Origin of the sequence: Nonomuraea jabiensis (genome assembly GCF_014204795.1) — a bacterium.
Lineage (GTDB): Bacteria > Actinomycetota > Actinomycetes > Streptosporangiales > Streptosporangiaceae > Nonomuraea > Nonomuraea jabiensis.
This window is the reverse complement of the sequence record NZ_JACHMB010000001.1, coordinates 70,320-94,127: the sequence shown is the minus strand read 5'-3', so window position 1 is coordinate 94,127 and position 23,808 is coordinate 70,320. Positions and strand designations below refer to the sequence as shown.

General features: G+C 69.8%; 17 protein-coding genes. 13 read left to right on the top strand and 4 right to left on the bottom strand.

Features of this window, described 5'->3' with window-relative positions; all coding sequences use genetic code 11:
• The first annotated feature begins 9 nt into the window (after window positions 1-9).
• From cobT to HD596_RS00385, 10 genes are all read left to right on the top strand, one after another.
• Window positions 10-1,080, top strand: coding sequence for a nicotinate-nucleotide--dimethylbenzimidazole phosphoribosyltransferase (gene cobT, locus HD596_RS00430; protein ID WP_313042077.1), 1,071 nt, complete (start codon window positions 10-12; stop codon window positions 1,078-1,080).
• A gap of 10 nt (window positions 1,081-1,090) precedes the next feature.
• Window positions 1,091-2,104 carry an agmatinase gene (gene speB, locus HD596_RS00425; protein ID WP_185067331.1) on the top strand — a complete coding sequence of 338 codons (1,014 nt, stop codon included), beginning with the start codon at window positions 1,091-1,093 and terminating at the stop codon, window positions 2,102-2,104.
• Window positions 2,105-2,185: 81 nt separating this feature from the next.
• Window positions 2,186-3,418 carry a uroporphyrinogen-III C-methyltransferase gene (gene cobA / locus HD596_RS00420; RefSeq protein WP_185067330.1) on the top strand — a complete coding sequence of 411 codons (1,233 nt, stop codon included), beginning with the start codon at window positions 2,186-2,188 and terminating at the stop codon, window positions 3,416-3,418.
• 62 nt (window positions 3,419-3,480) lie between these two features.
• Entirely contained in the window at window positions 3,481-6,255 is a 2,775-nt protein-coding gene (locus HD596_RS64545; protein ID WP_313042076.1) for a dynamin family protein, read from the top strand.
• Window positions 6,252-7,874, top strand: a complete 1,623-nt coding sequence (locus tag HD596_RS00410; RefSeq protein ID WP_185067329.1) for a YfjP family GTPase — start codon at window positions 6,252-6,254, stop codon at window positions 7,872-7,874. The genes HD596_RS64545 and HD596_RS00410 overlap by 4 nt, the downstream gene beginning before the upstream one ends.
• A 498-nt stretch (window positions 7,875-8,372) precedes the next feature.
• Window positions 8,373-9,170: a single-stranded DNA-binding protein gene (locus HD596_RS00405; RefSeq protein WP_185067328.1), complete on the top strand. Its 798-nt coding sequence runs from the start codon at window positions 8,373-8,375 to the stop codon at window positions 9,168-9,170.
• 589 nt (window positions 9,171-9,759) lie between these two features.
• Entirely contained in the window at window positions 9,760-11,142 is a 1,383-nt protein-coding gene (locus HD596_RS00400; RefSeq protein WP_246554039.1) for a GGDEF domain-containing protein, read from the top strand.
• Window positions 11,143-11,557: 415 nt separating this feature from the next.
• Window positions 11,558-13,222, top strand: a complete 1,665-nt coding sequence (gene ettA / locus HD596_RS00395) for an energy-dependent translational throttle protein EttA (RefSeq protein WP_185067327.1) — start codon at window positions 11,558-11,560, stop codon at window positions 13,220-13,222.
• Window positions 13,223-14,616: 1,394 nt separating this feature from the next.
• Window positions 14,617-14,988: an acyl-CoA thioesterase gene (locus HD596_RS00390; protein ID WP_364839229.1), complete on the top strand. Its 372-nt coding sequence runs from the start codon at window positions 14,617-14,619 to the stop codon at window positions 14,986-14,988.
• A complete protein-coding gene (locus HD596_RS00385; protein ID WP_185067325.1) occupies window positions 14,985-16,148 on the top strand; it encodes an MFS transporter in 1,164 nt (387 codons plus the stop codon). Before HD596_RS00390 ends, HD596_RS00385 begins: the two co-directional genes overlap by 4 nt.
• Here HD596_RS00385 and HD596_RS00380 read toward each other — a convergent pair.
• The 4 genes from HD596_RS00380 to HD596_RS00365 form a co-directional block, all read right to left on the bottom strand.
• Window positions 16,135-17,640 (bottom strand): glycoside hydrolase family 13 protein, encoded by a 1,506-nt coding sequence (locus HD596_RS00380; RefSeq protein WP_185067324.1) that lies wholly within the window; start codon window positions 17,638-17,640, stop codon window positions 16,135-16,137. The genes HD596_RS00385 and HD596_RS00380 overlap by 14 nt on opposite strands.
• 17 nt (window positions 17,641-17,657) lie before the next feature.
• Window positions 17,658-18,038 carry a globin gene (locus tag HD596_RS00375; protein ID WP_185067323.1) on the bottom strand — a complete coding sequence of 127 codons (381 nt, stop codon included), beginning with the start codon at window positions 18,036-18,038 and terminating at the stop codon, window positions 17,658-17,660.
• A gap of 9 nt (window positions 18,039-18,047) precedes the next feature.
• Window positions 18,048-18,911, bottom strand: coding sequence for a mechanosensitive ion channel family protein (locus HD596_RS00370; protein ID WP_246554037.1), 864 nt, complete (start codon window positions 18,909-18,911; stop codon window positions 18,048-18,050).
• Between the two features lie 598 nt (window positions 18,912-19,509).
• Window positions 19,510-19,794, bottom strand: a complete 285-nt coding sequence (locus HD596_RS00365) for a hypothetical protein (RefSeq protein WP_185067321.1) — start codon at window positions 19,792-19,794, stop codon at window positions 19,510-19,512.
• Window positions 19,795-20,070: 276 nt separating this feature from the next.
• Here HD596_RS00365 and HD596_RS00360 point away from each other — a divergent pair, with 276 nt between their 5' ends.
• The 3 genes from HD596_RS00360 to HD596_RS00350 all read left to right on the top strand — a co-directional run bounded on the left by HD596_RS00360 (window position 20,071) and on the right by HD596_RS00350 (window position 23,643).
• A complete protein-coding gene (locus tag HD596_RS00360) occupies window positions 20,071-21,612 on the top strand; it encodes an NsdA family TPR-like regulatory protein (protein WP_185067320.1) in 1,542 nt (513 codons plus the stop codon).
• A complete protein-coding gene (locus HD596_RS00355) occupies window positions 21,609-22,097 on the top strand; it encodes a GNAT family N-acetyltransferase (protein ID WP_185067319.1) in 489 nt (162 codons plus the stop codon). The genes HD596_RS00360 and HD596_RS00355 overlap by 4 nt, the downstream gene beginning before the upstream one ends.
• A gap of 316 nt (window positions 22,098-22,413) precedes the next feature.
• The gene (locus tag HD596_RS00350) at window positions 22,414-23,643 is read left to right on the top strand and encodes a DMT family transporter (RefSeq protein ID WP_185067318.1); all 1,230 of its coding nucleotides are present in this window, start codon (window positions 22,414-22,416) and stop codon (window positions 23,641-23,643) included.
• Window positions 23,644-23,808 lie beyond the last annotated feature (165 nt).

Genomic DNA, 23,808 nt, shown 5'->3' with positions numbered 1-23,808 from the left:
AGGTTTGCCGTGCTCGCTGAGACGCTCGCCGCGATCCGTCCCGCGGATCCTCGAGCCATCGCCGAGGCCCGCGCGTACCAGGACCGCCTCACCAAGCCGCGCGGCTCGCTGGGCGCGCTCGAGGAGATCGCGGTACGCCTCGCGGGCGCCGCCGGCGCCACCCCGCCGCCCATGCCCGAGCCCGCGGCGCTGGCCATCTTCGCCGCCGACCACGGCGTGCACGCGCGTGGCGTCACCCCGTGGCCGCAGGAGGTCACGGTGCAGATGGTGGCCAACTTCCTGTCCGGCGGCGCGGTCGCCAACGCCTTCGCCGCCCAGGCCGGCGTGTCGGTGACGGTCGTGGACGTGGGCGTCGCCGCCGACCTGCCCGAGGCGCCCAACCTGGTCAACCGCAAGATCGCGTACGGCACCGCCGACCTGTCCGAGGGCCCCGCGATGAGCGTCGACCAGGCGGTCAGGGCGCTGGAGGCGGGGATCGGCGTGGCCCGCGACCTGGTGGCGTCGGGAGCCCGGTGCCTGATCACCGGCGACATGGGCATCGCGAACACCACCGCCTCCGCCGCCCTCATCGCCGTCTTCGCCGGCCGTGACCCGGCCGAGGTGACCGGCAGGGGCACCGGGATCGACGACGAGACGTTCGACCGCAAGGTGGACATCGTCCGCGCGGCCCTGCGCACGAACGGCCTGTCGGGGGCCCTGACCGCGCCCAGCGACGCCCTGCGCGCCCTGGCGGCGGTGGGCGGGTTCGAGCACGCGGCCATCGCGGGTTTCATCCTGGGCGGCGCCGCCGCCCGCGTGCCGGTGATCCTCGACGGCGTCATCGCCGGTGCCGCCGCCCTCGTGGCCGCCGCCCTCGACCCGGCCGCGCTCGACCACTGCATCGCCGGCCACCGCTCGGCCGAGCCCGGCCATGCCGCCGCGCTCGCCCACCTCGGGCTGCGCCCGCTGGTGGACCTGGGGCTGCGGCTGGGGGAGGGCACGGGCGGCCTGCTGGCGTATCCGGTGGTCTGCGCGGCCGTACGGGTGATGCACGACGTGGCGACGTTCGATTCGGCGGGAGTGACCGAAAAGACCGTGTGATGATGGAGGGGTGTCCCGTTACGGCCCCATGTACGGTCCTGACATCACCTTCCTGGGCGTGGACCGTTGCGACGTCAACGATCCGGCCTCCTACGAGGGCGCCGACGTGGTGATCGTCGGCGCGCCCTTCGACGGGGGCACCAGCAACCGCCCTGGCGCCAGGTTCGGCCCGATGGCGCTGCGCCAGGCCTGCTACCTGCCGCACGACGGCTCCAGACCCAGCCTGGCGCTGCGCGTGGACGCCCTGCGCGACCTGCGGGTGCTGGACGCCGGTGACGTCGAGTGCTACTCGGGCGACGTCGAGGGCTCGCTGGCCGCGATCGAGGAGGCGGTCCACCGCGTGGCCGCCTCCGGGGCGATCCCGCTGGTGCTCGGGGGCGACCACACGGTGGCGCTGCCCGACGCCCGCGGCACCGCGAGGGCGTACGCGCCCGGCCGTACGTCGATGATCCACTTCGACGCGCACGCCGACACCGGGAACATCGCGTTCGGCCACCTCTACGGGCACGGCCAGCCGATGCGGCGGCTCATCGAGTCGGGGGCCATCCGGGGCGACAGGTTCCTGCAGATCGGGCTGCGCGGTTACTGGCCGGAGCCGGAGACGCTGAGCTGGATGGCCGCTCAAAACATGCGTTCGTACGAAATGACGGAGATCGTGGCTCGTGGGCTGGAAGAGTGCCTGACGGAGTCGTTCGCGATCGCGCTCGACGAATGCGACCAGATCTTCCTGTCCGTCGACATCGACGTCTGCGACCCCGGCCACGCTCCCGGCACCGGCACGCCCGAGCCGGGGGGACTGACCGCCAGGCAGTTGCTCGATGCCGTTCGTCGCATCTGTTACGAACTGCCCGTGGCCGGAATGGAGGTCGTCGAGGTGGCGCCGCCGTACGACCACGCGGACATCACCGCCTACCTGGGAAACCGGGTTATCCTTGAAGCGCTTTCAGCGATGGCCAGACGCCGGAAGGACGCTCAGGGCGGGCCGCGCTGGGACCCGCGGCAGCCCCTTCTCGACGGTCGTTGACCAGTGCGCAGCAAATGACGCTTCCGGAGCCGGTAGGTTTACGTCCTAACACAGAACCTTCGCGAACGGGAGATTCCCCCCATGGGCCCCTACCTCCTCGGCCTGCGGCTTTCCGGCCGCCGGGTCCTCGTCGTGGGCGGCGGGCGCGTCGCGCAGCGGCGGGTTCCCGCGCTGCTAGAGGCCGGTGCGGAGGTCACGGTCGTGTCGCCGAGCGTGACGCCGGCGCTCGACGACCTGATCGCCGCCGGCAGGGTCACCTGGCACGCCCGGCCCTACGAGGTCGGCGACTGCGACGGTGCCTGGCTCGTACAGGCCTGCACCGACGACAGGTCCGTCAACACGGCGATCGCCGCCGAGGCTGAGGCCAAACGCGTGTGGTGCGTGCGGGCCGACGACAAGGACGCCTCGGCCGCCTGGACGCCCGCCACCGGGCGCGTCGACGAGATCAACGTGGCCGTCACCGCGGGCGGTGACCCGCGCAGGGCCGCCGGCATCAGGGACGCGGTCGTGGGGGCTCTGCGCGACGGCACGGTCGACGCCCGGCGCAACCGCACCAAACCGGTCGGCGTGGCGCTCGTCGGCGGCGGCCCCGGCGACCCCGGCCTCATCACCGTGCGCGGGCGGCAGCTCCTCGCCCAGGCCGACGTGGTGGTCGCCGACCGGCTCGCGCCCCGGGCCCTGCTCGACGAGCTGGCCCCCGACGTCGAGCTGATCGACGCCGCCAAGGTCCCCTACGGCCGCTCGCTCTCCCAGGAGACCATCAACGAGCTGCTCGTGGATCGAGCCAGACAGGGCAAGTTCGTGGTCCGGCTCAAGGGCGGCGACCCGTTCGTGTTCGGGCGCGGCGGCGAGGAGATGATCGCCTGCGCCCGGTCCGGCATTCCCGTGCTGGTGGTCCCCGGCATCACGAGCGCCGTGGCGGTGCCCGGCGCGGCCGGGGTGCCGGTGACGCATCGGGGCGTCAGCCAGGAGTTCCACGTCATCTCCGTGCACGTCGCGCCCGACGACCCCAAGTCCACCGTCGACTGGCCCGCCCTGGCCCGTTCCCAGGGCACGCTGGTGCTGATGATGGCCGTCGAGCGGCTCGCGAAGGTGGCAGAAGCGCTCATCCGAGACGGACGTCCCCCGGAGACTCCCGCAATGGTGGTACAGGACGGTACCCTTCCGACCCAGCGGGCGGTCACCGCTTCGCTTTCCACCGTGGCCGACCGCGTGTCCGCGGCTGGGATCCGGCCGCCGGCGATCGTCATCGTCGGCGACGTCGTGAGGGTCGGCCAGGAGGTCGAGATGGTTCGAGCGGAGCGCTTGCCGTGAACACGGCCATGGATGACGGGCGGCAGGAGTCACCGGGAGAGCAGACGTTGAGCTTTCGCCCGGTGAGTGACGAGGACCTGGCAGAGGTCCAGGGCGACGACGCCTTCGATGCCTTCGGCACGAAGAAGGCGCGGAAGAAGCCTGCGGCGTCCCCGGAGCCGGCGGCTCCGGGGGAGCGGGAGGCTGCCGCGTCTTCCCCCGAGCCACCGGTGCCGGAGGAGCCCGGCGAGGCCACCGCTCCGGCCGTCGCCGAGGCGGGTCCGGCCGATGACGACGTGCCCGAGGAGGCCGAACGGCCGTCCCTCTTCGTGAAGCCGGCGGCGCTGGGCGGTCCGGGGGGCGGGAAGGAGCGGCGCGTGCGTCCGTCCGGCGGCGACCAGCCGTCCTTCCCGACGGAGGACTCGTCCGCCGAGGATTCCGACATCGAGCCGGAGCCTGAGGGGGAGCCTGCGCCTGAGCGCGAGCCTGCGCCTGAACGGGAGCCGGAGCCTGTGGCGCGCGCCGAGGAGCCGTCGTCGCTGGACGGGCCGCCGTCACTCGACGAGCAGACTCTGGACGACGTGGCGACGCAGGACGACGAGCCTCAGGACGCGGAGCCGAGCAACGGGCAGCCTCACCGCGCGGAGCTGAGCGACGAGCACCCTCACGGCGCGGAGCCGGGCGATGAGCAGCCTCAAGGCGCGGCGCTGGCCTCCGGGCAGGCTCACGGCGCGGAGCTGGGCGACGAGCAGCCTCAAGGCGCGCAGCTGGCCTCAGAGCAGCCCCAGGACGCGCAGCCGGGCGACGGGCAGCCCCAGGACGTCCATACGGCCGATGAGCAGTCGCAGGCCGAGCCGACGCTCGACGAGCCGTACCAGGCCGACAGCGCGGATGACGACGAGCGACCGCAGCCCGAGGCGGCGGATGGCGACGAACCGGAGGCCGAGCGGCGGCCCCGCGACGGCGAGGACCCGCATGATCGCGCGGAGTCGCGTGACGGCGCAGAGCCCCGTGACGGCGCAGAGTCCCGCGACGGTGACGAGCCCCGTGACGGCGCAGAGCCGCGGGACGGCGCTGAGCCGCAGGGTGACCAGCCGTCGGCGACGGGCGAGAAGACCGAAGGCGGCGCGGCAACCGGAGAGAAGCCCGGCCATGGCGAGAAGCCAGACCGTGGCGAGAAGCCAGACCGTGGCGAGAAGCCGGGCCGTGGGGAGGAGTTGCCCGCCGAGGCCGCCGAGGCGCTCATGGCGGCGCTCGGCACGCTCCGGGAGAGCGTCGCGGACCTGCGCTTCGGCCTCGACCTGCCCGGCGCGGACGAGGCCAGGCAGACGCAGGCCGAGCTGCTGGCCCAGCTGGAGGGCTACGTGCTCCCCAGGGTCAGGACCAGCGCCGCCCCGGCCCTGATCGTGGTCGCGGGCTCCACCGGCGCCGGCAAGTCCACCCTGGTCAACACCCTGGCCGAGAAGAACGTCTCGCGCACCGGCGTACGCCGCCCGACCACCGGCACCCCGGTGCTGGTCTGCCACCCGGAGGACCGGAAGTGGTTCGCGGAGGGAGAGCTGCTCGGCAGTCTCCGGCGGCTCGACAAGCCCGCCCCGGAAGCCGGGGTGCGGAGCATGGTCGTGGTCGCGACGGAGAAGCTCCCGCAGGGCGTCGCGCTGCTCGACACCCCCGACATCGACTCGGTCGTCGAGGAGCACCACGAGGTCGCCCACCGCATGCTCGACGCCGCCGACCTGTGGATCTTCGTGACCACGGCGGCCCGCTACGCCGACGCCCCCGCCTGGAAGCTGCTGAAGCTGGCCAAGGAGCGCGGCGCCCGGCTCGCGATCGTGCTGTCGCGGGTGCAGCCCAGGTCCGCCGACGTGGTTCTGAAGCATTTCGTACGGATGCTCACCGAGTACGGTCTGGGCGAGATCGACAGGTTCGTCATCAACGAGGCGAAGGTCACCGACGGCAGGCTGCCCGACGCGGAGGTCACCGACCTGCGGCTCTGGCTGGCTGAGCTGTCGGTCGACGAAGAGCGCAGGGCCCAGGCCGTACGCGAGACGCTCAACGGCGTGCTCAACAGCTTCCGCACCCGCGTACCCGCGCTGGCCAGACACCTGGAGGGGCAGGTCGCGTTCAGGACGGAGCTGCGCAGCGACGTGGAGGCGGCCTTCCGGGGCGCGCTCAAAGAGGTCGACAAGGCGTCGAAGAACGGCTCGCTGCTGCACGGCGAGGTGCTGGCCCGCTGGCAGGACTTCGCCGGCTCCGGCGACCTCATGCGCTCGCTCCAGGTGCGCAAACGCGGCCGGTCGGCCAAATACGCGCCGGAGCGGGTGCTGGCGTTCAAGGCGGCGATCCGGGCCGGGCTCGAGGCGGTCATCATCGCCGCCGCCAACCGCGCCACCGAGGAGGTGGTCGCGCGCTGGCGGCACCGTTCCGAGCTGGGCGCCAAGCTCGGTGAGGGCCTCGACAGGCCCTCCGACAATCTCGTACGTCACGCCGGTCGCGCCATCGCGTCGTGGCAGGAGCACCTGAGCGAGCTCGTACGCACCGACGGCGTGGCCAAGCGGTCGGTGTCGAAGCTGGTGTCGTTCGATCCCGACGCGCTCTCGTTGATCTTCACGGTCGCGATGTTCAGCGGGACCAACGGCGAAGGGGTCCCGCACCGGCTGGTCAACGCCCTGCTCGGCGCAGAGTCGCTGCGCGGCATCGGGGCCAAGGCGCTCAGCGATTTGCGGGCCAGGATCGGCATGCTGTTCGACGAGGAATCCATGCGTTACGTGCAAGCCCTCGACACCGCGGGCATTCCGGACGAGTCCGTGGCGACCCGTCTCTACCAGGCGACGTACAACCTCGAGGTCGCCCGATGACCACCATGGCGACCAGGCCCGGGCTGGCTCCGCGGTTGACCGCGCTCACCAAGGTGGTGGAGCACGGCCCGGGGCGGCTGGAAAAGAAGCTGCTCACCGAGGCCAACACGCTGCTCACGCAGGCCGGAGATCGGCTCAAGCTGTCCTCCGAGCACACCGTCGTGGCTCTGGCCGGCGGCACCGGCAGCGGCAAGTCGTCGCTGTTCAACGCCATCTCGGGGCTGGAGCTGTCGCCCACCGGCGTGCGCCGGCCGACCACCGCCCGTACGCACGCCTGCGTCTGGGGGCTGGAGGGCGCCGGCCCGCTGCTCGACTGGCTGCAGATCCAGTGGCGGCACCGCTTCTCCCGGGCCAGCGCGCTCGACAAGGGCGACAGCCAGCTCCACGGGCTGATCCTGCTCGACCTGCCCGACCACGACTCGATCAGGGCCCTCACCGACACCGAGGCCGACCGGCTCATCGGCCTGGCCGACCTGGTGGTCTGGGTGCTCGACCCGCAGAAGTACGCCGACGCGTCCACGCACCGCCGCTACGTGACGGAGCTGGCGGGGCATGACGCGGTGACCGTGTTCGCACTCAACCAGGCCGACAGGCTCACCAAGGAAGAGCTGGCCGAGCTGGTCATCGACCTCAACGACCTGCTGCGCCGCGAGGGCGTCGAGCATCCCAGCGTCGTACCCACCTCCGCGGTCACCGGCCGCGGCATCGAGAGCCTCAGGAGCGTCATCGCGACCGCGGTGGCACGCCGGCGCGCCGCCATCCAGAAGCTGGAGGCCGACCTCCACCGGCTGGAACAGCGCCTCAGCAAGGCCATGCCGCTGGGCGAGGCCCTGTCGGCGCCGTCCTCGGTCGACGAGGCCCGCCGGATGGGGCTCACGGACGCGCTGTGCGACGCGGTGGGCGTACCGGCCGTGGGCGAGGCCATGGAGAACGTCTACGCCGAGCGGTCGAGCCACTGGGTGGGCTGGCCGTACCCGCGGTGGTTCTCGAAGTTCCGCTCGGACCCCCTCAAGAGCCTGCGCCTGCAGGACCTCGGGGAGGAGATCCGCGGCATCACGACCGGCTCGGTGAGCGCGCAGTCGGCCGAGGTCGCCAACGCCGTACAGGCACTCGCCGACGGCCTGTCGGTGGGGATGCACCCGGTGTGGCGCACCGCCGTCCACCAGGCCGCCCGCTCCCGCTCCAGCCAGCTCCCGCAGGCCCTCACCGAGGACCTCACGGAGATCGCGCCGCAGCTCGACCGGGTACCCGGGTGGTGGCGCGCGCTCAAGGTGTGGCAGTACGTCCTGGTGGTCGCCTTCGTCGCCGGCCTGGCCTGGCTGGCCGCGGGCCTGCTGATGCCGGGACAGCTTCCTCCGGCATTGGAACTGCTGGGCGACAGCGCGACGCTGCCGTGGGTGGGGCTGATGATGGCGTCGGTGCTGGGCTTGGGAGCACTGTCGGGCATCGCCTCCCGCAACTTCGTGGAACTGGGGGCTTCGCGGGAACGGGAGCGCCTGGAACGCGAAATGCGCCGCCGCGTGGCAGCCGTGTCGACCACGATGGTCGTGGAGCCGGTCGAACGCGAACTGACCCGCCACCACGCCTTCTACACAGCCCTACGCGACCTGTCCCCCTGACCACCCACACCCCACCAGCTCCAACCACCCCACCAGCTCCTGACATCCGGTCACCATGCACGCCGTGCCCACCCCACCGGCCCGAGCGCCCACCAGCCCCTGAACACCCACACCCCGAGACCCCACCAGCCCCCGACCTCCACCGCCCACGCCCGCCCGGCACCCGTCCTATGACCCTTCGGGACTCCCACATCCCACGGCCACCCGGACGCGCTCTACGGTCGTGCGGACGGGGTCTACGGCCGGGCCGTTCGGGCCTGCGGGTCTACGGCCGTTCGGGGTCGCGCCCCACGGCCGCTTGGGCGGGCTCACCTGCTAAGCCATTCGGTTTCGAGTTGCTCGACAGCGGCCTAACCTCCAACAGCACCCTCATCCACAGGCCCACCCATACAGCCCCGCCTATCCACAGAACCCCGTTCCAGAGCTCGCGACCAAGCCCTTCCCCGGCACCCTGATCCCAGATCGCGGGCAGCCGGCCCGCCGCATGGGAGGCACGGGATGAACGACATCTACATCACGCTCACCGGCAACGTCGCAGCAGAGCCGAGGCAGTACAGCTTCGATGACGGCAGCAGGGTCACCTCGCTGAAGGTGTTCTCCTCACACCGCTACTTCGACAAGAAGGCAGGGCAATGGATGGACGGCGACAGGGTCTGTTTCACGGTCCGCTGCTGGCGCACCTTGGGCGACAACGTCGCCTCCTCCATCCGGGCAGGACACCCTGTGGTGGTCTCCGGCAAGTTGCGCATCCGCGAGTTCGGCCCGGAAGGTGACCGCCGCTTCGTGCCCGAAATAGAGGCCAGCGCCGTCGGGCACGACCTGCGCTGGGGCACCGGCGTCTTCGCCAAGCCGGACCGTTCCGGAATCACCTCGATGAGCAAGGAGATGCGCGACCGCCTGGACGAGGAGACCCGCGACTGGGCCATGGGCACCCGCAGCTTCCGAAGCCTCCCCCGTTCCGGCTCCACCCCCGAAGCCAACCCCTTCCACACCGTCAGCACGGACGGCGACTTCCCCCACACCTCGGGCCCGGACGACGTGGCACACACCCAGGCGTCCGAGGCCGACACCCTGCGATCAGCAGAAGCCACCAGCCCTGCAGGCTTCTCAGAAGGCGATGACAACACCCAGGGCTCCGCAGGGGAGACGAGCAGGAAGAAGCGCACGCCGAGCACGGGAGACCACACGCTCCGCTTCCTGGGCCCCGAGACCGACGAGACAGCGAGCAAGGTAGGCGTGGACGAGGAAGACGGCCACGCCGAAGAGCCCTTGCTGGAGGAACGAGTAGCGGCGTAGGAGCACGCGAAGGGGGCACCGCCCGGCCCCGGTGCCCCTCACACCCAAGGCAGACGCCGACCGGCCAACGGCGCTGTCCTGTGCACCTGCGAATGCCAGCGGCGGGACCGCAAGCCGCAGCACCAACGACATCGAGCGCACGCGCGAGCGGAAAGAAGCCCCCTCGAACGGATGGCATCGACACAGCCAACCCTCAAAAAGTGGCAGCGGAAGCGGAGGGCTCCTCGAAGTGATGGTGGCGGGCGCGGCGCCGCGCCGCGGGACGTGACCCGTGGGCGGCGCGGCGGGGCGGGGCGAACGGAGAAACCGAAGGCGAGCGACTCCCGGAAATCGAGCCACAAAGGGCGCTGAACAGGCAGACGAGCGAAGAGGGAGCAGCCGAAGGCTGAGGTGGAGGGAAGGAGAGGGAGGGGGGCACCGGCCGTGGCCCGTTGACTGGCACCCCCGAGGGCGGCCGATGGTGTGTTGTCCGCGGCAGATGGCTAGAGCATCTGTCAGGTCCAGGTCACGCCCCGCACCATGGCTGCTCCTTTCCGGCACGGCTGTCCAACACGACCCACTCGCGGCATGAGCAGGCTGTGTGTAGTCATTGCCAACGTATCCGTTCCCATCGCACATCGCACACTCCGCAATTATTGTGTTACACATCGTTAGTCAGGGAGGAGACGAGATGGCGGCGACCAGTCACGCCTCGATCGGGTCTCGCGACGGTGTGTCAACATTGGCCGGCCGCTGGCCGTTGCTCGGGCAACGTCGCCCGCTCGTGATCTATTTGTGTGCGATCGTCGCTCTCGACCTTGCCGCGATCATGGTGTTCGCGGTGACCACGGTCTTCCAATGGTGGGACCTGGTCACGTTCGGCGCCCTCATGGCCTGCGGCGCGGTCTGCATCGAGGCCAGTCGGCGGCTGGGCATGCCCGCCGGCGTCTCGCGAGACCTGCTGTCGGCCTGGTGGCTGCCGGTTGCGCTGCTCCTGCCGCCGCTTTACGCCATCTTCGCGCCGATCGTCCTGCAGATTCTGCTCCAGGTACGCGTGCGCGCGACCGTTCTGTACCGCCGGGTGTTCAGCGCGGCCGCCATCGGTCTGGCCGGCTGCGCGGCGTCGGTCGCGTTCCACTGGATGATCGAGGACCCCTGGGTGCTGTCACTGGGGAGCGGGCCGCCGATCCTTTGTGCGGTCGGGGCAGCGGTGCTGTTCTCCCTGCTCAACATCGCCCTCATCGCCATCGCCGCGCACACCGCAGACCCCGACATGCCGTGGCGGGAGGTCCTGTGGAACAGGGAGAGCGTGCTGCTGGACATCGTCGAGCTCTGCCTGGGCGTGACGGTCTCGATCTGCTGCGGACTCAACCTGGCCCTGCTGATCCTGACGCTGCCGCCGGTGGTGCTGCTGCAGCGCAGCCTCCTCCACGCCCAGCTCCAGGCCGCAGCCCGCACAGACGCCAAGACAGGCCTGCTGAACGCCGCCGCCTGGCAGCGCGAGGCCGACACCGAAATCGTCCGGGCCCGCCGGACGGGTGAAACGCTGGCGCTCCTGATCATCGACATCGATCACTTCAAACGCGTCAACGACGCCTACGGACATCTGGTCGGCGATCAGGTGCTGGTGGGAGTGGCGTCCACATTGCGCAGCCAACTGCGGGACTACGACGTTGTGGGCCGGTTCGGGGGCGAGGAGTTCGTGGTCCTCCTGCCTGGCGCCGACATCCACGAGGCCCGCCAGGTGGCCGAACGCCTCCGCACCCGCATCGGCCACATGGCCATCCCCGTCGACGACGCCCTCGTCAGGGTGACCATTTCGACGGGGGTCGCGTTGATGAGCGTGCACGGCGACGACCTGATCGACCTCCTGGCAGCTGCTGACCTGGCTCTTTACCGGGCGAAGGAGCTGGGCCGCGACCGCGTCTGCATTCCCGTCGTCCAATCCCCACCCCCTCCACGCTCCCTCCCCAGCGACGATCACAACCCCTGACCTCCTGAGCCCCACCGGGTTGCAGCTGGCTCTGGCGGGGCAGGACGGTGTCTGCCTGCCTGTCGTCCAGTCCCCGCCCCTTCCACGTTTTCTTCCCCAGTGGCGATCACAACGCCTGACTTCCTGGGCCCCCTCGGGTTGCCACTGGCTCTGGCGGGGCGGGACCGTGTCTGCCTGCCTGTCGTCCGATCCCCGCCTCCTCCGCGTTCCCTTCCCCAGTGGCGATCACAACTTCTGATCTCCTGAGCCTGACTGGGTTGCCGGTGGCTCTGGTGGGGCGGGACCGTGTCTGCATGCCTGTCGTCCGATCCCCGCCTCCTCCACGCTCCCTGGACGGGTGGGTGCTGGCTGGTCTTTCGGGGCTTACTGGGAGGAGCGGCGGAAGCCTGGGTGGAGAGCCCCTAAGCTAGAGGGCATGCCGGAGTACATCTATACGCTGCAGCGCGTGCGCAAGGCGCACGGCGACAAGGTTGTCCTTGACGACGTCACGCTGTCGTTCCTGCCCGGAGCCAAGATCGGTGTTCTCGGCCCGAACGGCACCGGGAAGTCGACGCTGCTCCGGATGATGGCCGGCCTGGAGCAGCCGTCCAATGGTGAGGCCAGACTGATGCCGGGCTTCACGGTGGGCATGCTCCAGCAGGAGCCGCCGCTCAACGAGGAGAAGACCGTCCTCGGCAATGTGCAGGAGGGCGTCGCCGAGACGATGGCGATGCTCCAGCGCTACAACGAGATCGCCGAGCAGATGGCCACCGACTACAGCGACGAGCTGCTGGAGGAGATGGGCAAGCTCCAGGACCAGCTTGAGCACCGCAACGCGTGGGACCTCGACAGTCAGCTCGAGCAGGCCATGGACGCGCTGCGCTGCCCGCCGCCCGACGCCGACGTGACGAAGCTGTCCGGTGGTGAGCGTCGCCGGGTCGCGCTGTGCAAGCTGCTCCTCGAGGCCCCCGATCTGCTGCTGCTCGACGAGCCCACCAACCACCTCGACGCCGAGAGCGTGCAGTGGCTGGAGCAGCACCTGGAGAAGTACGCCGGCACGGTGCTGGCCGTCACCCACGACCGCTACTTCCTCGACAACGTCGCAAACTGGATCCTGGAGCTCGACCGCGGCCGCGCGTACCCGTACGAGGGCAACTACTCCACCTACCTGGAGGCCAAAGCACAGCGCCTCAAGGTCGAGGGCCAGAAGGACGTCAAGCGCAAGAAGCGCCTGGAGGACGAGCTCGAGTGGGTCCGGTCCAACCCGAAGGCCCGCCAGACCAAGAGCAAGGCCCGACTCCAGCGGTACGAGGAGATGGCGGCTGAGGCGGACAAGTACCGCAAGCTGGACTTCGAAGAGATCCAGATCCCGCCGGGCCCGCGCCTGGGCACCACGGTGATCAAGTCCGACGTGCTGACCAAGGGCTTCGGCGATCGGCTGCTGATGGAGGGGCTGACGTTCGACCTGCCGCGTAACGGCATCGTCGGCATCATCGGTCCCAACGGCGTCGGCAAGACGACGCTGTTCCGCATGATCACCGGTAGCGAGACGCCTGACGCCGGCTCGATCACCGTCGGTGAGACGGTCAAGATCTCGTACGCGGACCAGAGCCGCGGCGGCATCGACCCGAACAAGAACGTCTGGGAGGTCGTCTCCGACGGGCTCGACCACATCAAGGTCGGCAACGTGGAGATGCCGTCCAGGGCGTACATCGCGGCGTTCGGCTTCAAGGGGCCCGACCAGCAGAAGAAGGCGGGGGTGCTGTCGGGAGGCGAGCGCAACCGGCTCAACCTCGCGCTCACCCTCAAGCAGGGCGGCAACGTCCTGCTGCTCGACGAGCCCACCAACGACCTCGACACCGAGACGCTGTCGTCGCTGGAGAACGCGCTGCTCGACTTCCCGGGCTGCGCGGTGATCACCTCGCACGACCGGTGGTTCCTCGACCGCATCGCCACCCACATCCTGGCGTGGGAGGAAGGCTCGAACTGGTTCTGGTTCGAGGGCAACTTCGCCGACTACGAGAAGAACAAGATCGAGCGGCTGGGCGCCGACGCCGCGCGTCCGCACCGTGTCACGTACCGGAAGCTGCACCGCGACTGAGCTGATCCGCACGCGCTCCGCCGTTCCGGGGGGAACCCTCGTCGTGTACGGCGGGGCGCGGGTGACATCGCCTGCCGCACATGGCCGGTCGTCGGAATCGTCGACCGGCCGCCGGGTGGTGTACGAGTGTAAGGATCGTCAGGTGGTGTGGGGGTGCCGGAACCTGCGGTCAGTCCGGTGGTGGACAGACAGGTGACCGGCGATGTGATGGGCGCGCTGGGGCAGGTAGCGCCGATCGGCCGCAGTGTTCTTCCAGGGCTCGACCTTCAGGGTTCGACGGGGACCTGAGACAGGGCGGCGCGAGATTCCACGAAGCAGTAGATGATCCGGAAGAACGCCAGCACATCCCCGCGTTCCAGGCGTGACCTGCGGTGAGTCGCGGCTCGTTCGGTTTCGGCTGCCTGGCGTGGTCCCCGGTGCGTCGCGGCTTCCCGGGCGAGATCGTGGACGCGCTGGCCGGCGCGCTACGCGAGGCCCTGACGAACGTGGTCAAGCACGCCGACGTTGAGCATGCCGTGGTGTGGGCGGAGGTCCGGGCGGGCGTGGTGAGGTTGAGCGTGCTGGATCAACTGGGCGGGGTTCGACATGGGGGAGCGGCCGGACGGGCTGGGGATCTCGCGGTCGATCATCGAACGGATGGCGTCTGTTGGCGGGACCGTGAGTTTCGAGGCGGCGCCGGGTGAGGGGACCCATATTTCTGTACGGATTCCGCTGCCGGGCTGAGGTGCGCCCTCGTGCGGGCGGCCGGTTGTGGTGGGGCGGCAGGCGGTTTGCACGGACGCCAGGCCATCAGGGCGTCCCGATGTGAGAGCCCTGGGCGAACAGGGGTGATCCGATCGACCGGTGTGGGGACAACCTGTACTCGGGTTGACCAGGATGCTGATCGATCCGCAATGGGCGCGTTGCGCGATGAGCGGCGGGCGCGCTGGAACCGGCCGGGTCGACGGCGCATTGGGCGCGCTGGGTGGTGGGTGGTGGGCGTGTAACGGCGGGGCGGGCTGGGTGGTGGGCGTGCATCGACGGGACAGGCTGAGTGGTGGGTGGCGGGCGTGCAATGACGGGGGGCTGAGTGGTGGGTGGTGGGCGTGCAATGACGGGGGGCCGAGTGGTGGGTGGTGGGCGTGCAACGGCGAGGCGGGGCGGATGGTGGGCGTGCAACGGCGAGGCGGGGCGGATGGTGGGCGCGGACTTGGTGGTGGGCGGGACGAAGGGATGATTACGCTGGGTAATTGATCGATCCCCCGGTGGTCATCACGCGGTCCTTGGCCATCCCGTTCGTGCGACACCCCCAACCACGAGAAACAGACCTGACGCCAGGACACCGGACCCGGGCGGGTACGGTGGCGGACGTGGTTGAACGCTCCGAAGCCCAGCGGCACATATACCTCCGAACGGTGAGATTTGCCGACATCGACTCCCAGGATCACGTGAACAACGTGCGCTTCCTCGACTACCTCGAGGACGCCCGCTTCGGCATGTTCCACATCGATCCGTACAACGCGGGCGAGGAGCCGTTCAAAGGGCTGGTGGTGACCCGCCACGAGATCGACTACCGCCGCCCCCTCGGCTTCCGTGCCGAGCCCGTGCGGGTCGAGACGTGGGTGACCGAGATCAGGTCGGTGCGGTTCACGATTCAGTACGAGATCCGCGACGACAGCGACGTGTACGTGACCGCCACCTCGGTCCTCGCCGCCTACGACGTCGAGCGGGCGGCACCGCGCAGGCTCACCGAGGGCGAACTGGCCTACCTCAAACGCTTCTCGTGAAGCGATGGTTGATGCTGGCGCTGGGCGTCAACGCGCACACCAGCGTCACCTTAGGACTGGGCGGCCTGCCCCTGATCCTGCCCGAAATACAGCGACATTTCGAAGTTTCGTTGCCGGTCGCGGGGATCATCGCGAACGCCCCGGCCATCGGCATCCTGTTCGCCCTGGTCGCCTGGGGCGCGCTGGCCGACCGGCACGGCGAGCGGGTGGTCCTGGGCACCGGCGTGGGCCTGGCGGCGGTGCTGTTCGCCGTGGTCGCGTTCGTCGACCGGACCTGGGCGGTGATCGCGCTGCTGGCCCTGGCGGGCGCGGCCGGCTCGGCAGCGCTGGTCGGCGGCGGGCGGATCGTGCTGCGCTGGTTCGAGCCGCCCGAACGCGGCGTCGCGATGGGCGTGCGCCAGGTCTCCTTCACCCTCGGCATGGCCATCGGCGCCTTCGTCCTCCCGCCGGTCGCGCGGGCGCACGGCCTGCCCGGCGTGCTCGCCGTCTGCGCCGCCCTCAGCCTGCTGGCCGCCGTGCTGGCCGCGATCTTCCTGGCCGAGCCGCCGCGTACGATCTCCGGGCCGGGCACCGCGCCGGCGGGCACGCCGTACCGGCAGCCCGCGCTGTGGCGGGTGCACGCCACCAGCGCCCTGCACGTGGCGCCCCAGATGGTGGTCAGCACGTACGGCGTGACCTGCCTGGTGCACCTGTACGGCTGGGACAGCGTGGCGGCCGGGCAGCTGTTCGGGGTGGCGGCGATCGGCGGGGCGGTGGTGCGCATCGCGGCCGGGCGCTGGTCCGACAGGACCGGCCTGCGCATGCGGCCCCTGCTGCTCATCACCATCGCCACCCTCGGCGTGCTGGTGCTGCTGGTCACCGGCACGCTCACCGGCGGCGCGTTGGGACCGGCCATGCTCGCCCTGGCCGCGGTGATGACCGTGGCCGGCAACGGGCTCGCCTACCTCGCCGCCGGCGAGCTGGCCGGACCCGCCTGGGCCGGCAGGGTGCTGGCCACCCACAACACCATCCAGAACACCGTCTCCCTCGTCATCACCCCGCTCGCCGGCGTGCTGATCGAGCACGCCGGGTTCTGGGCGGGGTTCGCGGGGGGTCTGGCGTGCGCGCTGCTCTCGCTGCCCGTCATCCCCTGGCGCGGCGAGCGTTCTAGGAAGTCATGAGCCACGCCGCGGTGTCGGGCGGCAGCAGGTCGCCCTTGAGCGGACCGCTCGACAGGAGCACGGTGTCGTGCTCGGGCAGGTGTACCGGCTGGAGCCCGCAGTTGATGGCACAGGTCAGCGGGCCGCGGGAGAAGAAAAGCACACCCTCGGGTGAGTCGAGCCACTCCAAGGTATAAGGAATCGTTCCGACCAGGTCACGGCGGCAGGCCAGGGCCTGGCGGTAGAACTCCAGCGTCGAGCCGGCGTCCCCTTCCTGCTTCTCCACGCTCAGCTCCGCGAACGTGGCCGGCTGCGGCAGCCACGGCTCCACCCCGCCGGGGGAGAAGCCGTGGGAGGGCGGGTCCACCGTCCACGGGATCGGCACCCGGCACCCGTCGCGCCCGGGCAGCTTGCCCTTCGACTGGAAGAAGACGGGGTCCTGCCTGGCCTCGTCGGGCAGGTCGGTCACCTCGGGCAGTCCCAGCTCCTCGCCCTGGTAGAGGTAGGCGGAGCCGGGCAGGGCCAGCATCGTCAGCAGCGCCGCCCTGGCCCGCGCGAGCCCCGTGCCGGGGTCGGCGGTCCCGTAGCGGGTGCGGTGGCGTACAACGTCGTGGTTGGACAGCACCCACGTGGCGAACGGCACGGAGGCCAGGGTGTCGTCGATCACCTTCTTGAACGCCGTCGGCGACCACGGCGCCTGCAGCCAGGCGAAGTTGAAGCTCTGGTGCAGCTCGTCCGGGCGTACGTAGAGGGCGAGGTCCTCGGAGCTGTCCGTCCACACCTCGCCCACGGCCATCCGCTCGCCCGGATAGCCGTTCAGCAGCCGCCGCCAGTCGCGGTAGACGTTGTGCACCTCGGGCTGCCCCCACACCGGCGAGACCGACTTGAACGACTGGTCGCCCACGTCGGGCAGCCCCTCGGCCTTGTAGAGCCCCATGGCCACGTCGATACGGAACCCGTCGACGCCCCGGTCCAGCCAGAACCGCAGGATGTCCAGGAACTCGGCGTGCACCTCGGGGTTGCGCCAGTTGAAGTCGGGCTGCCCGGGGGCGAACAGATGCAGGTAGTACTGCCCGTCCGCCACCTTCGTCCACGCGGGCCCGCCGAACGTGGACTGCCAGTTGTTGGTGGTGTCGCGGAAGATGTAGCGGTCGCGCCGCTCGCCGCGCAGCGCCGCCTGGAACCAGGGATGCTCGGAGGAGCTGTGGTTGGGCACGATGTCGACCAGCACCCGCAACCCGTGCTCGTGCGCCTGCTCGACCAGCGACTCGAAGTCGGCCAGCGTGCCGAACAGCGGATCGACACCCCGGTAGTTCGCCACGTCATAGCCGCCGTCGGCCATGGGGGAGGGGTAGAAGGGCGTCAGCCAGATGGCGTCGACCCCCAGCCGCCGAAGGTACGGCAGGCGCTCGCGCACCCCGGCCAGATCGCCGACGCCGTCTCCTGAGGCGTCGGCGAAGCTGCGAACGTAGATTTCGTAGACGATGGCATCACGCCACCAGGGGATATCCATGTGGCGTGTTCTGCCCGCTATGTCGGGGAGTTCACCAGGCTGTGGGCCGCGTAGACCAGATAGTCCCAGAGCCTGGTCTCCAGCTCTTCCGGCAGGTCGAGCGAGTCGACCGCGTCACGCATGTGCCGCAGCCAGGCGTCCCGCTCCGGCTCGCCGATCACGAACGGCATGTGCCGCATGCGCAGCCTCGGGTGGCCGCGCTGCTGGCTGTAGGTGTTGGGCCCGCCCCAGTACTGGATCAGGAAGCCCCGCAGCCGCTCTTCGGCGCCCTCGAAATCGGACTCCGGGTAGAGCGGCCGCAGCAAAGGGTCTTCCGCGACGCCCTCGTAGAAACGGTGCACGAGGCGCCGGAAGGTCTCGTCGCCCCCGACGGCGTCGTAGAAGGAGGTCTCACTCACCGTCTCAGCCTATGCGGTGGCGACCATGGGGATGCCGGCGGAGTCGAGTGCGGACTTGACCCGGAACCTGAGCTCCCTGGACACCTCGGCCTGCGCCGAGGGCAGGGTCTTGGCGCTGATGCGGAACACCAGCGAGCTGTCGGACATCTGCTCGACGCCGTACACCTGCGGCTGCTCCACGATCTTGGTCTCGCGGAACTCGCCGTCGGCCCAGATCTCCTCGGCCACGTGCTCCAGGAGCACCCGGACGCTCACGATGTCCGCGTCGTAGGCCACCGGGACGTCCATATAGGCCCGCGACCAGCCCTGCGACTCGTTGCCGACCCGGGTGATGGTGCCGTTGCGGACGTACCAGACGCGGCCGTCGACGTCGCGCAGCCTGGTGACGCGCAGGGTGACCGCCTCGACCGTGCCGACCGCGGCGCCGGCGTCGATCACGTCGCCCACGCCGTACTGGTCTTCCAGCAGCATGAACATGCCCGCGATGAAGTCCTTGACCAGCTCCTGGGCGCCGAAGCCGATGGCCACGCCGAGGATGCCGACACTGGTCAGCAGGGGCGCGATCGGGATCGTCAGCCGGTCGAGCACGGTCAGCACCGCGGTGCCGAGGATGACGATCGAGGCGACGTGCTTGAGCACGGAGCCCATGGTCTCGGCGCGCTGCTTGCGCCGTTCGTGCAGCAGCGCGTCGATGCTGTCGGGCACCGCGTTCTTGCGGAACCTGCTGGTGATCGAACCACCCGTGGCCGCGCGGTTGACCACCCTCGTGATGACCCGGTGCGCGACTTTGCGGAGCACGATCGCGAGCACGAGGATCAGGACGATGGTGATCAGGCTGGCCACCAAGGGCGCCCAGGTCGGGTTGTCCCACATCCCGACAAGGGTAGAGCAAATGCCCGCCGGGTCGTTCTCGCAGCTCCCAGCCATTTGCTGGGTCAGCTTCTCGAAGTCGGACAGGCCCGACGGAGAAGCGGGTGGTGGCGACGCTGTCACCAGCAGTAACACTGGGTAGATCCCCCTCCGGAAGCGGTTCGGTCGGCTGCTTTGGACCGATTCGATCCAAAAATACCGCCGACCGGACCGCCCGCCGTCACATCACGCCGGGGAAGACGGGGACGCCTGCTCTCTGGGCCGCGGAGGGAGAGAGCGGACGCTCCGATGACGGACGGCTCGGAACGGGACGCGCACCCGGAAGCGTGTCCCGTGCCGGTTCCGGGAGGGATCCCCCGAACACCCGCCCGGGAAGACCGGTCGGGTGGCTGTGGTCAGGCACGGCATACGAGCTGCGCGACCGTGCCCAGGGGTGGACAGGCACGGCGTGCGAGACCGTGCCTGGGGCCGGAACCGGCGGGGCGACCAAGGGCTCCGGCATACGGGAGTCCCTCCGCACCGGCCACCCCGCCGGCTCCGTTGAAGCCGCCGTGGGTGCGGTGAGCCGGGGTGGCTGCGCTCCACCCGGGTCACCGCTTTGTCACTCGCCCACGGCGGCCAGCACGCGTGCGACCTTCGTGGCCGCTCCAGCCGGGTCGTCGGCCTTGTGCATCCGTTCTCCCCAGGACCAGCAGTACCACCAGTCCGGTGCGTCGGATGCGCTCGTCGACCGACAGGTGACGTTCTCCGACAGGCTGGTCGCGTTCGGGTTGATGACCCGTGCGAACATGCGCCCGCCCTGGGTCTGGACCACTCTCGCGAGCAACCCGTGAGCGTCGAGTTCGGATACGAGACGCTTCAGATGCTCGAAGTTGTCGTCCCCCACCTTTCGTCCCCTCCTTTTGGGAATCGGCTGGTGGGCCAAACATGGCTCATGTCAAGGGCGGGCGCAACGCCGGCCCCCCGGTCACGGGGAGTTGCTTCTCCCTCGTGGGATGTAAGAAACAGTCCCTCGGAGGACGATCCTTATCCGTACGCTGGATGCCGGGCGTTTTCAAGCTGGCGACATTGGTTCACACTCTTGGGTAGGCGCACAGCTACATGGACGCTACGCTGAGTCACCAGTTGTGGACCGGTCGAGACACGCGCGAGAGGGGCCGGGATGTCCGGCAGACAGCACAGGGAAACGGAGATCGCACGGCGGATCAGAGCCAAGGGGCTGGCCGCCGGGCGCACTTCGGCCCAGATAGCTGACGAGATCCATGAGCAGTGCACTCCGCAGTTCGGTACCAGCCGCGTCAAATCCCACCGTCTTTCCTACGGCATCGCGCTGGCGGATGTCATCGAGCAGATCAGAGCCCTGTTCGAACGTGACAACAAGGCGATGCCCGGCATCGGAGAGACCCTGCTGTCGGCCTACGAGAGCGGGCTCAAGCGCCCAGGGCCCGAATACCTGCACTATCTGTGCACGGTCTATCGGGTGGAGCCGCTGGAGCTCGGTTTCGACGGGCCGTGCATCTGCGGCCGCGGGCACCGCACTCCGGGCGTGCCGCTGGAAGACGGCACGGACCGGCCGTTAGCGCCGGCGGAGCGCGAGCCCGGCTCGCCCCCGGAGGCGGAGAGCGACGAGGACGAGAACATCCTCCGGCGCACCATGCTCAACCTGCTCAACCCCGGCACCAGCGCCGCCACCGAGCTCGACGGGCCGGTGCTCGGCGCGTGCGAGGGCATCAGGCGCCGGATGGACGAGACGCTCGTCAAGGCCACGGTGTCGGCGGCGATGCTCGACCAGTGGGAAGAGGCCACGCAGAGCTTCGGCCGCCAGTACACGACCACGGCCCCCCTGCGCCTGCTGTGCGACGTGATGCTCGAGATGAGCGCCGTACGCCAGGCGCTGGGCTGCCGGCAGCCCGTCGACCTGCAGGACCGCCTGCTGCGGATGGCGGCCCAGCTGGCGGGGCTGGGCGGCATGATCATGATCAATCTCGGTGACCACCGGCTGGCCCGCTCCTTCTTCAGGACCGGGCGCACCGCGGCCGACGAGACGGGCGACCGCGCGCTGCGCGCGTGGATCACCGCCCGCGAGTCGCTCGTCCCGCTCTACTTCGGCGACGCCCGGGAGGCCCTCAACCTGGCGAAGAAGAGCCGCGACCTGGCGGGCGCCGTGGCCTGCCCCGCGCAGGCGATGGCACCGGTCGTCGAGGCGCGGGCGCTGGCGATGCTCTCGGGCTCCGAGAACAAGAAGGAGATCGTCGACCAGGCGAAACGCGCGCTGGCCAGGGCCAGGAGCGCCTTCTCCCACATGCGGCCCGAGCACCAGTCGGACATGGCGTTCGGCTACACGGAGAAGCAGCTCTACTTCTACCAGGGCGACGTGCTCACCAAGCTCGGCCAGACGCTGGAGGCCGAGGTGGTGCTCGACCAGGCGCTGGAGAAGTACGAGGACCACATCCTCGACCAGACGCTGATCAGGCTCGACCAGGCCCAGTGCCGCGTGATCGACGGGGAGCTCGACTCCGCGCTGGACATCGGCACCAGGGCGCTGCGGATGCTCGGCGACGAGTACATGACCGATTTCATCATGCGTCCCGCCCTGGCGCTCGAACAGGCGATCATGGCCCGTGACGCCAACCACGCGAAACTCGAGGAGTACAGGGCCGAACTGCGCCGGCCGAAGGTCCAGATGAAAGGCGGCGGTGCATGAACTTGGAGATCCGGCGCTATCGGTGGTCCGATCTCGACACCATCCTCGCACTCCACCGGATCTCCCTCGCCGAGGTGGGACTGGTGCCGGGCGACGGCGTCTACTACGACGACGACTTCCCGCGCATCCAGGAGATCTACCTGGGCTGCGGCGGTGACTTCCTGGTCGGCGAGGTGGACAAGCGGGTCGTCGCGATGGGCGGGCTCAAACCCGTCGACACGGCCACGGTCGAGATGTGCCGGCTGAGAGTCCACCCGGACTTCCAGCGGCGCGGCTACGGCGCGGCCATGCTACTCGCACTCGAACGGCGCGCGGTGGACCTCGGCTTCGAGCGCGTCAGAGGCGACACCACGCTCAGCCAGGAGGCCGCCCTGGCGCTCTACGAGCGAGAGGGATGGCGCGAGCTGTCCAGACAGCGGGTCGGTGACCACACTGTCGTGTACCTCGAGAAACGCCTGGCCCCTCCGGCGGTCATCGAGCTCTGAGAGCCACCCTGGCGCACGGCCCCACCCTCACCCCTCCTGGGGCACCCCTCCTGGGGCCGCTTCCACCCCTTCCCCGGTGATCTTTCCCGGGCTCCCGGCGTGACTTCTCCGCCGACATTCCTTCCGTCACCCGCAGTACGCGACGACGCCGATTCCGGTGTCCGCGGTATGGATGTACGAACCCGCGGGTGAGGCTCCTAATACCGAGTTGTAGAGGAACCTCACCGACTGCTCCCTGTACATCAGTGGCTGCGAATAGTAGTGAGATGCTTTTGCCATGGCAGTCGTGCCCGCTCCCCGACCCCTCCTGGGAGCCGTGCTTCTGTTGTTCGTCAGCGCCGCTTGGGGGTCGGCGTTCCCGCTGATGAAGGATCTCATCCAGCGGTTACCGGTGGAGGATCTGCTCGCCGAGCGCTACCTGATCGCCGCGCTCACCCTCCTCGCCATCAGGCCGCGCTGCCTTCGGGAGCTGCCGCGCAGGACCTGGATCAACGGGGTCGTTCTCGGGGTGATGTTCGGGCTCGGTCAGGCGGGTCAGGCCGCCGCGCTGCACGGCCTGCCGTCCTCGCTGTCGGGGTTCGCCGTCGGCTGCAGCGTGGTGATCACGCCCATCCTGGCGCTCGTCCTGTTCAAGGTGAAGGTGCCGACCCGGATCTGGGTGGGGGTGGTGCTCGCGCTGGCCGGGATGACCGTGTTCACGCTGCTGAGGGGGGTGGAGGGCCACGAGATCTCGGTGCTGGCGCTCGGGGTCACGCTGTCCGCCGCCGCGCTCTACTCCGGCCACACGCTGCTGCTGGCGCACTTGTCCAAGCGGGGTGAGACCTTCCACGCGTACGCGCTGACGGTGATCCAGCTGTTCACCATCGGGCTGCTCACCGGGGTCGTCGCCGTCCGCGACGGGGTCGTGCTGCCGTCGGGAGGGTCCGACTGGCTGATCCTGGGCCACCTGGCGGTGGTGTCGTGCGCGCTGGGGTTCCTGGCCCGCTCGTACGGCCAGGCGCACGTCACCGCCGTGCCGAGCGCGATCCTCATGTCGTCGCAGCCGCTCTGGGTGGCCGCGATCTCGGTGATCTGGTTCCACGAGCAGATCGGCTGGGGCATGGTCGTCGGCGGGGGGTTGATGGCCGGCGCGATGCTGCTCGCGCTGCCCGCGAGGACCGCCGCGCTGGGAAAAGAGCGCCCCAGCGCCAACCAGGCCCTGCTCGCCGTCGCCGCCCGGGCGGCCAGGACGCTGGCCGACCTGAGGATCAAACGTGAGGACGCGCTGCCGCTCGGCGGCGGCGGCCAGCCGCCGTACCTCGACAGAGGGGCCTGTGCGAACGTCGAGACGTGCCCCTGGCACACGCGCTCGCTCAAGGGCGGCGGGGAGCCCAGCCTCGAGCGGCTGATCGAGCGGGCCACGCTCATCGTCCGGGCGAGGAATCTGCCGGGGCCGGGGTGCTGCCGGTCGGTCACCCTGCTCGGCCGGTGCCTGTGCGATCTGATGGAGGAGGCCGAGCAGCAATCCCGGACGAAAGCCCTCCCGCGTTGGTTTCGGCCCCAATAGGTTACAGGTGTCAATCAAAAGGCAACTGCTTTTTGGAGTTTAACCTCCCACTTATTCACCATAAATCTTGATATTCGGCGGGGTGCACCAATAATGGGGAAATAGCACCAGGGGAGAGGTACGTCATGAAGCGCATCATTGTCCGCAAGCCTGGCACCGCGAGGC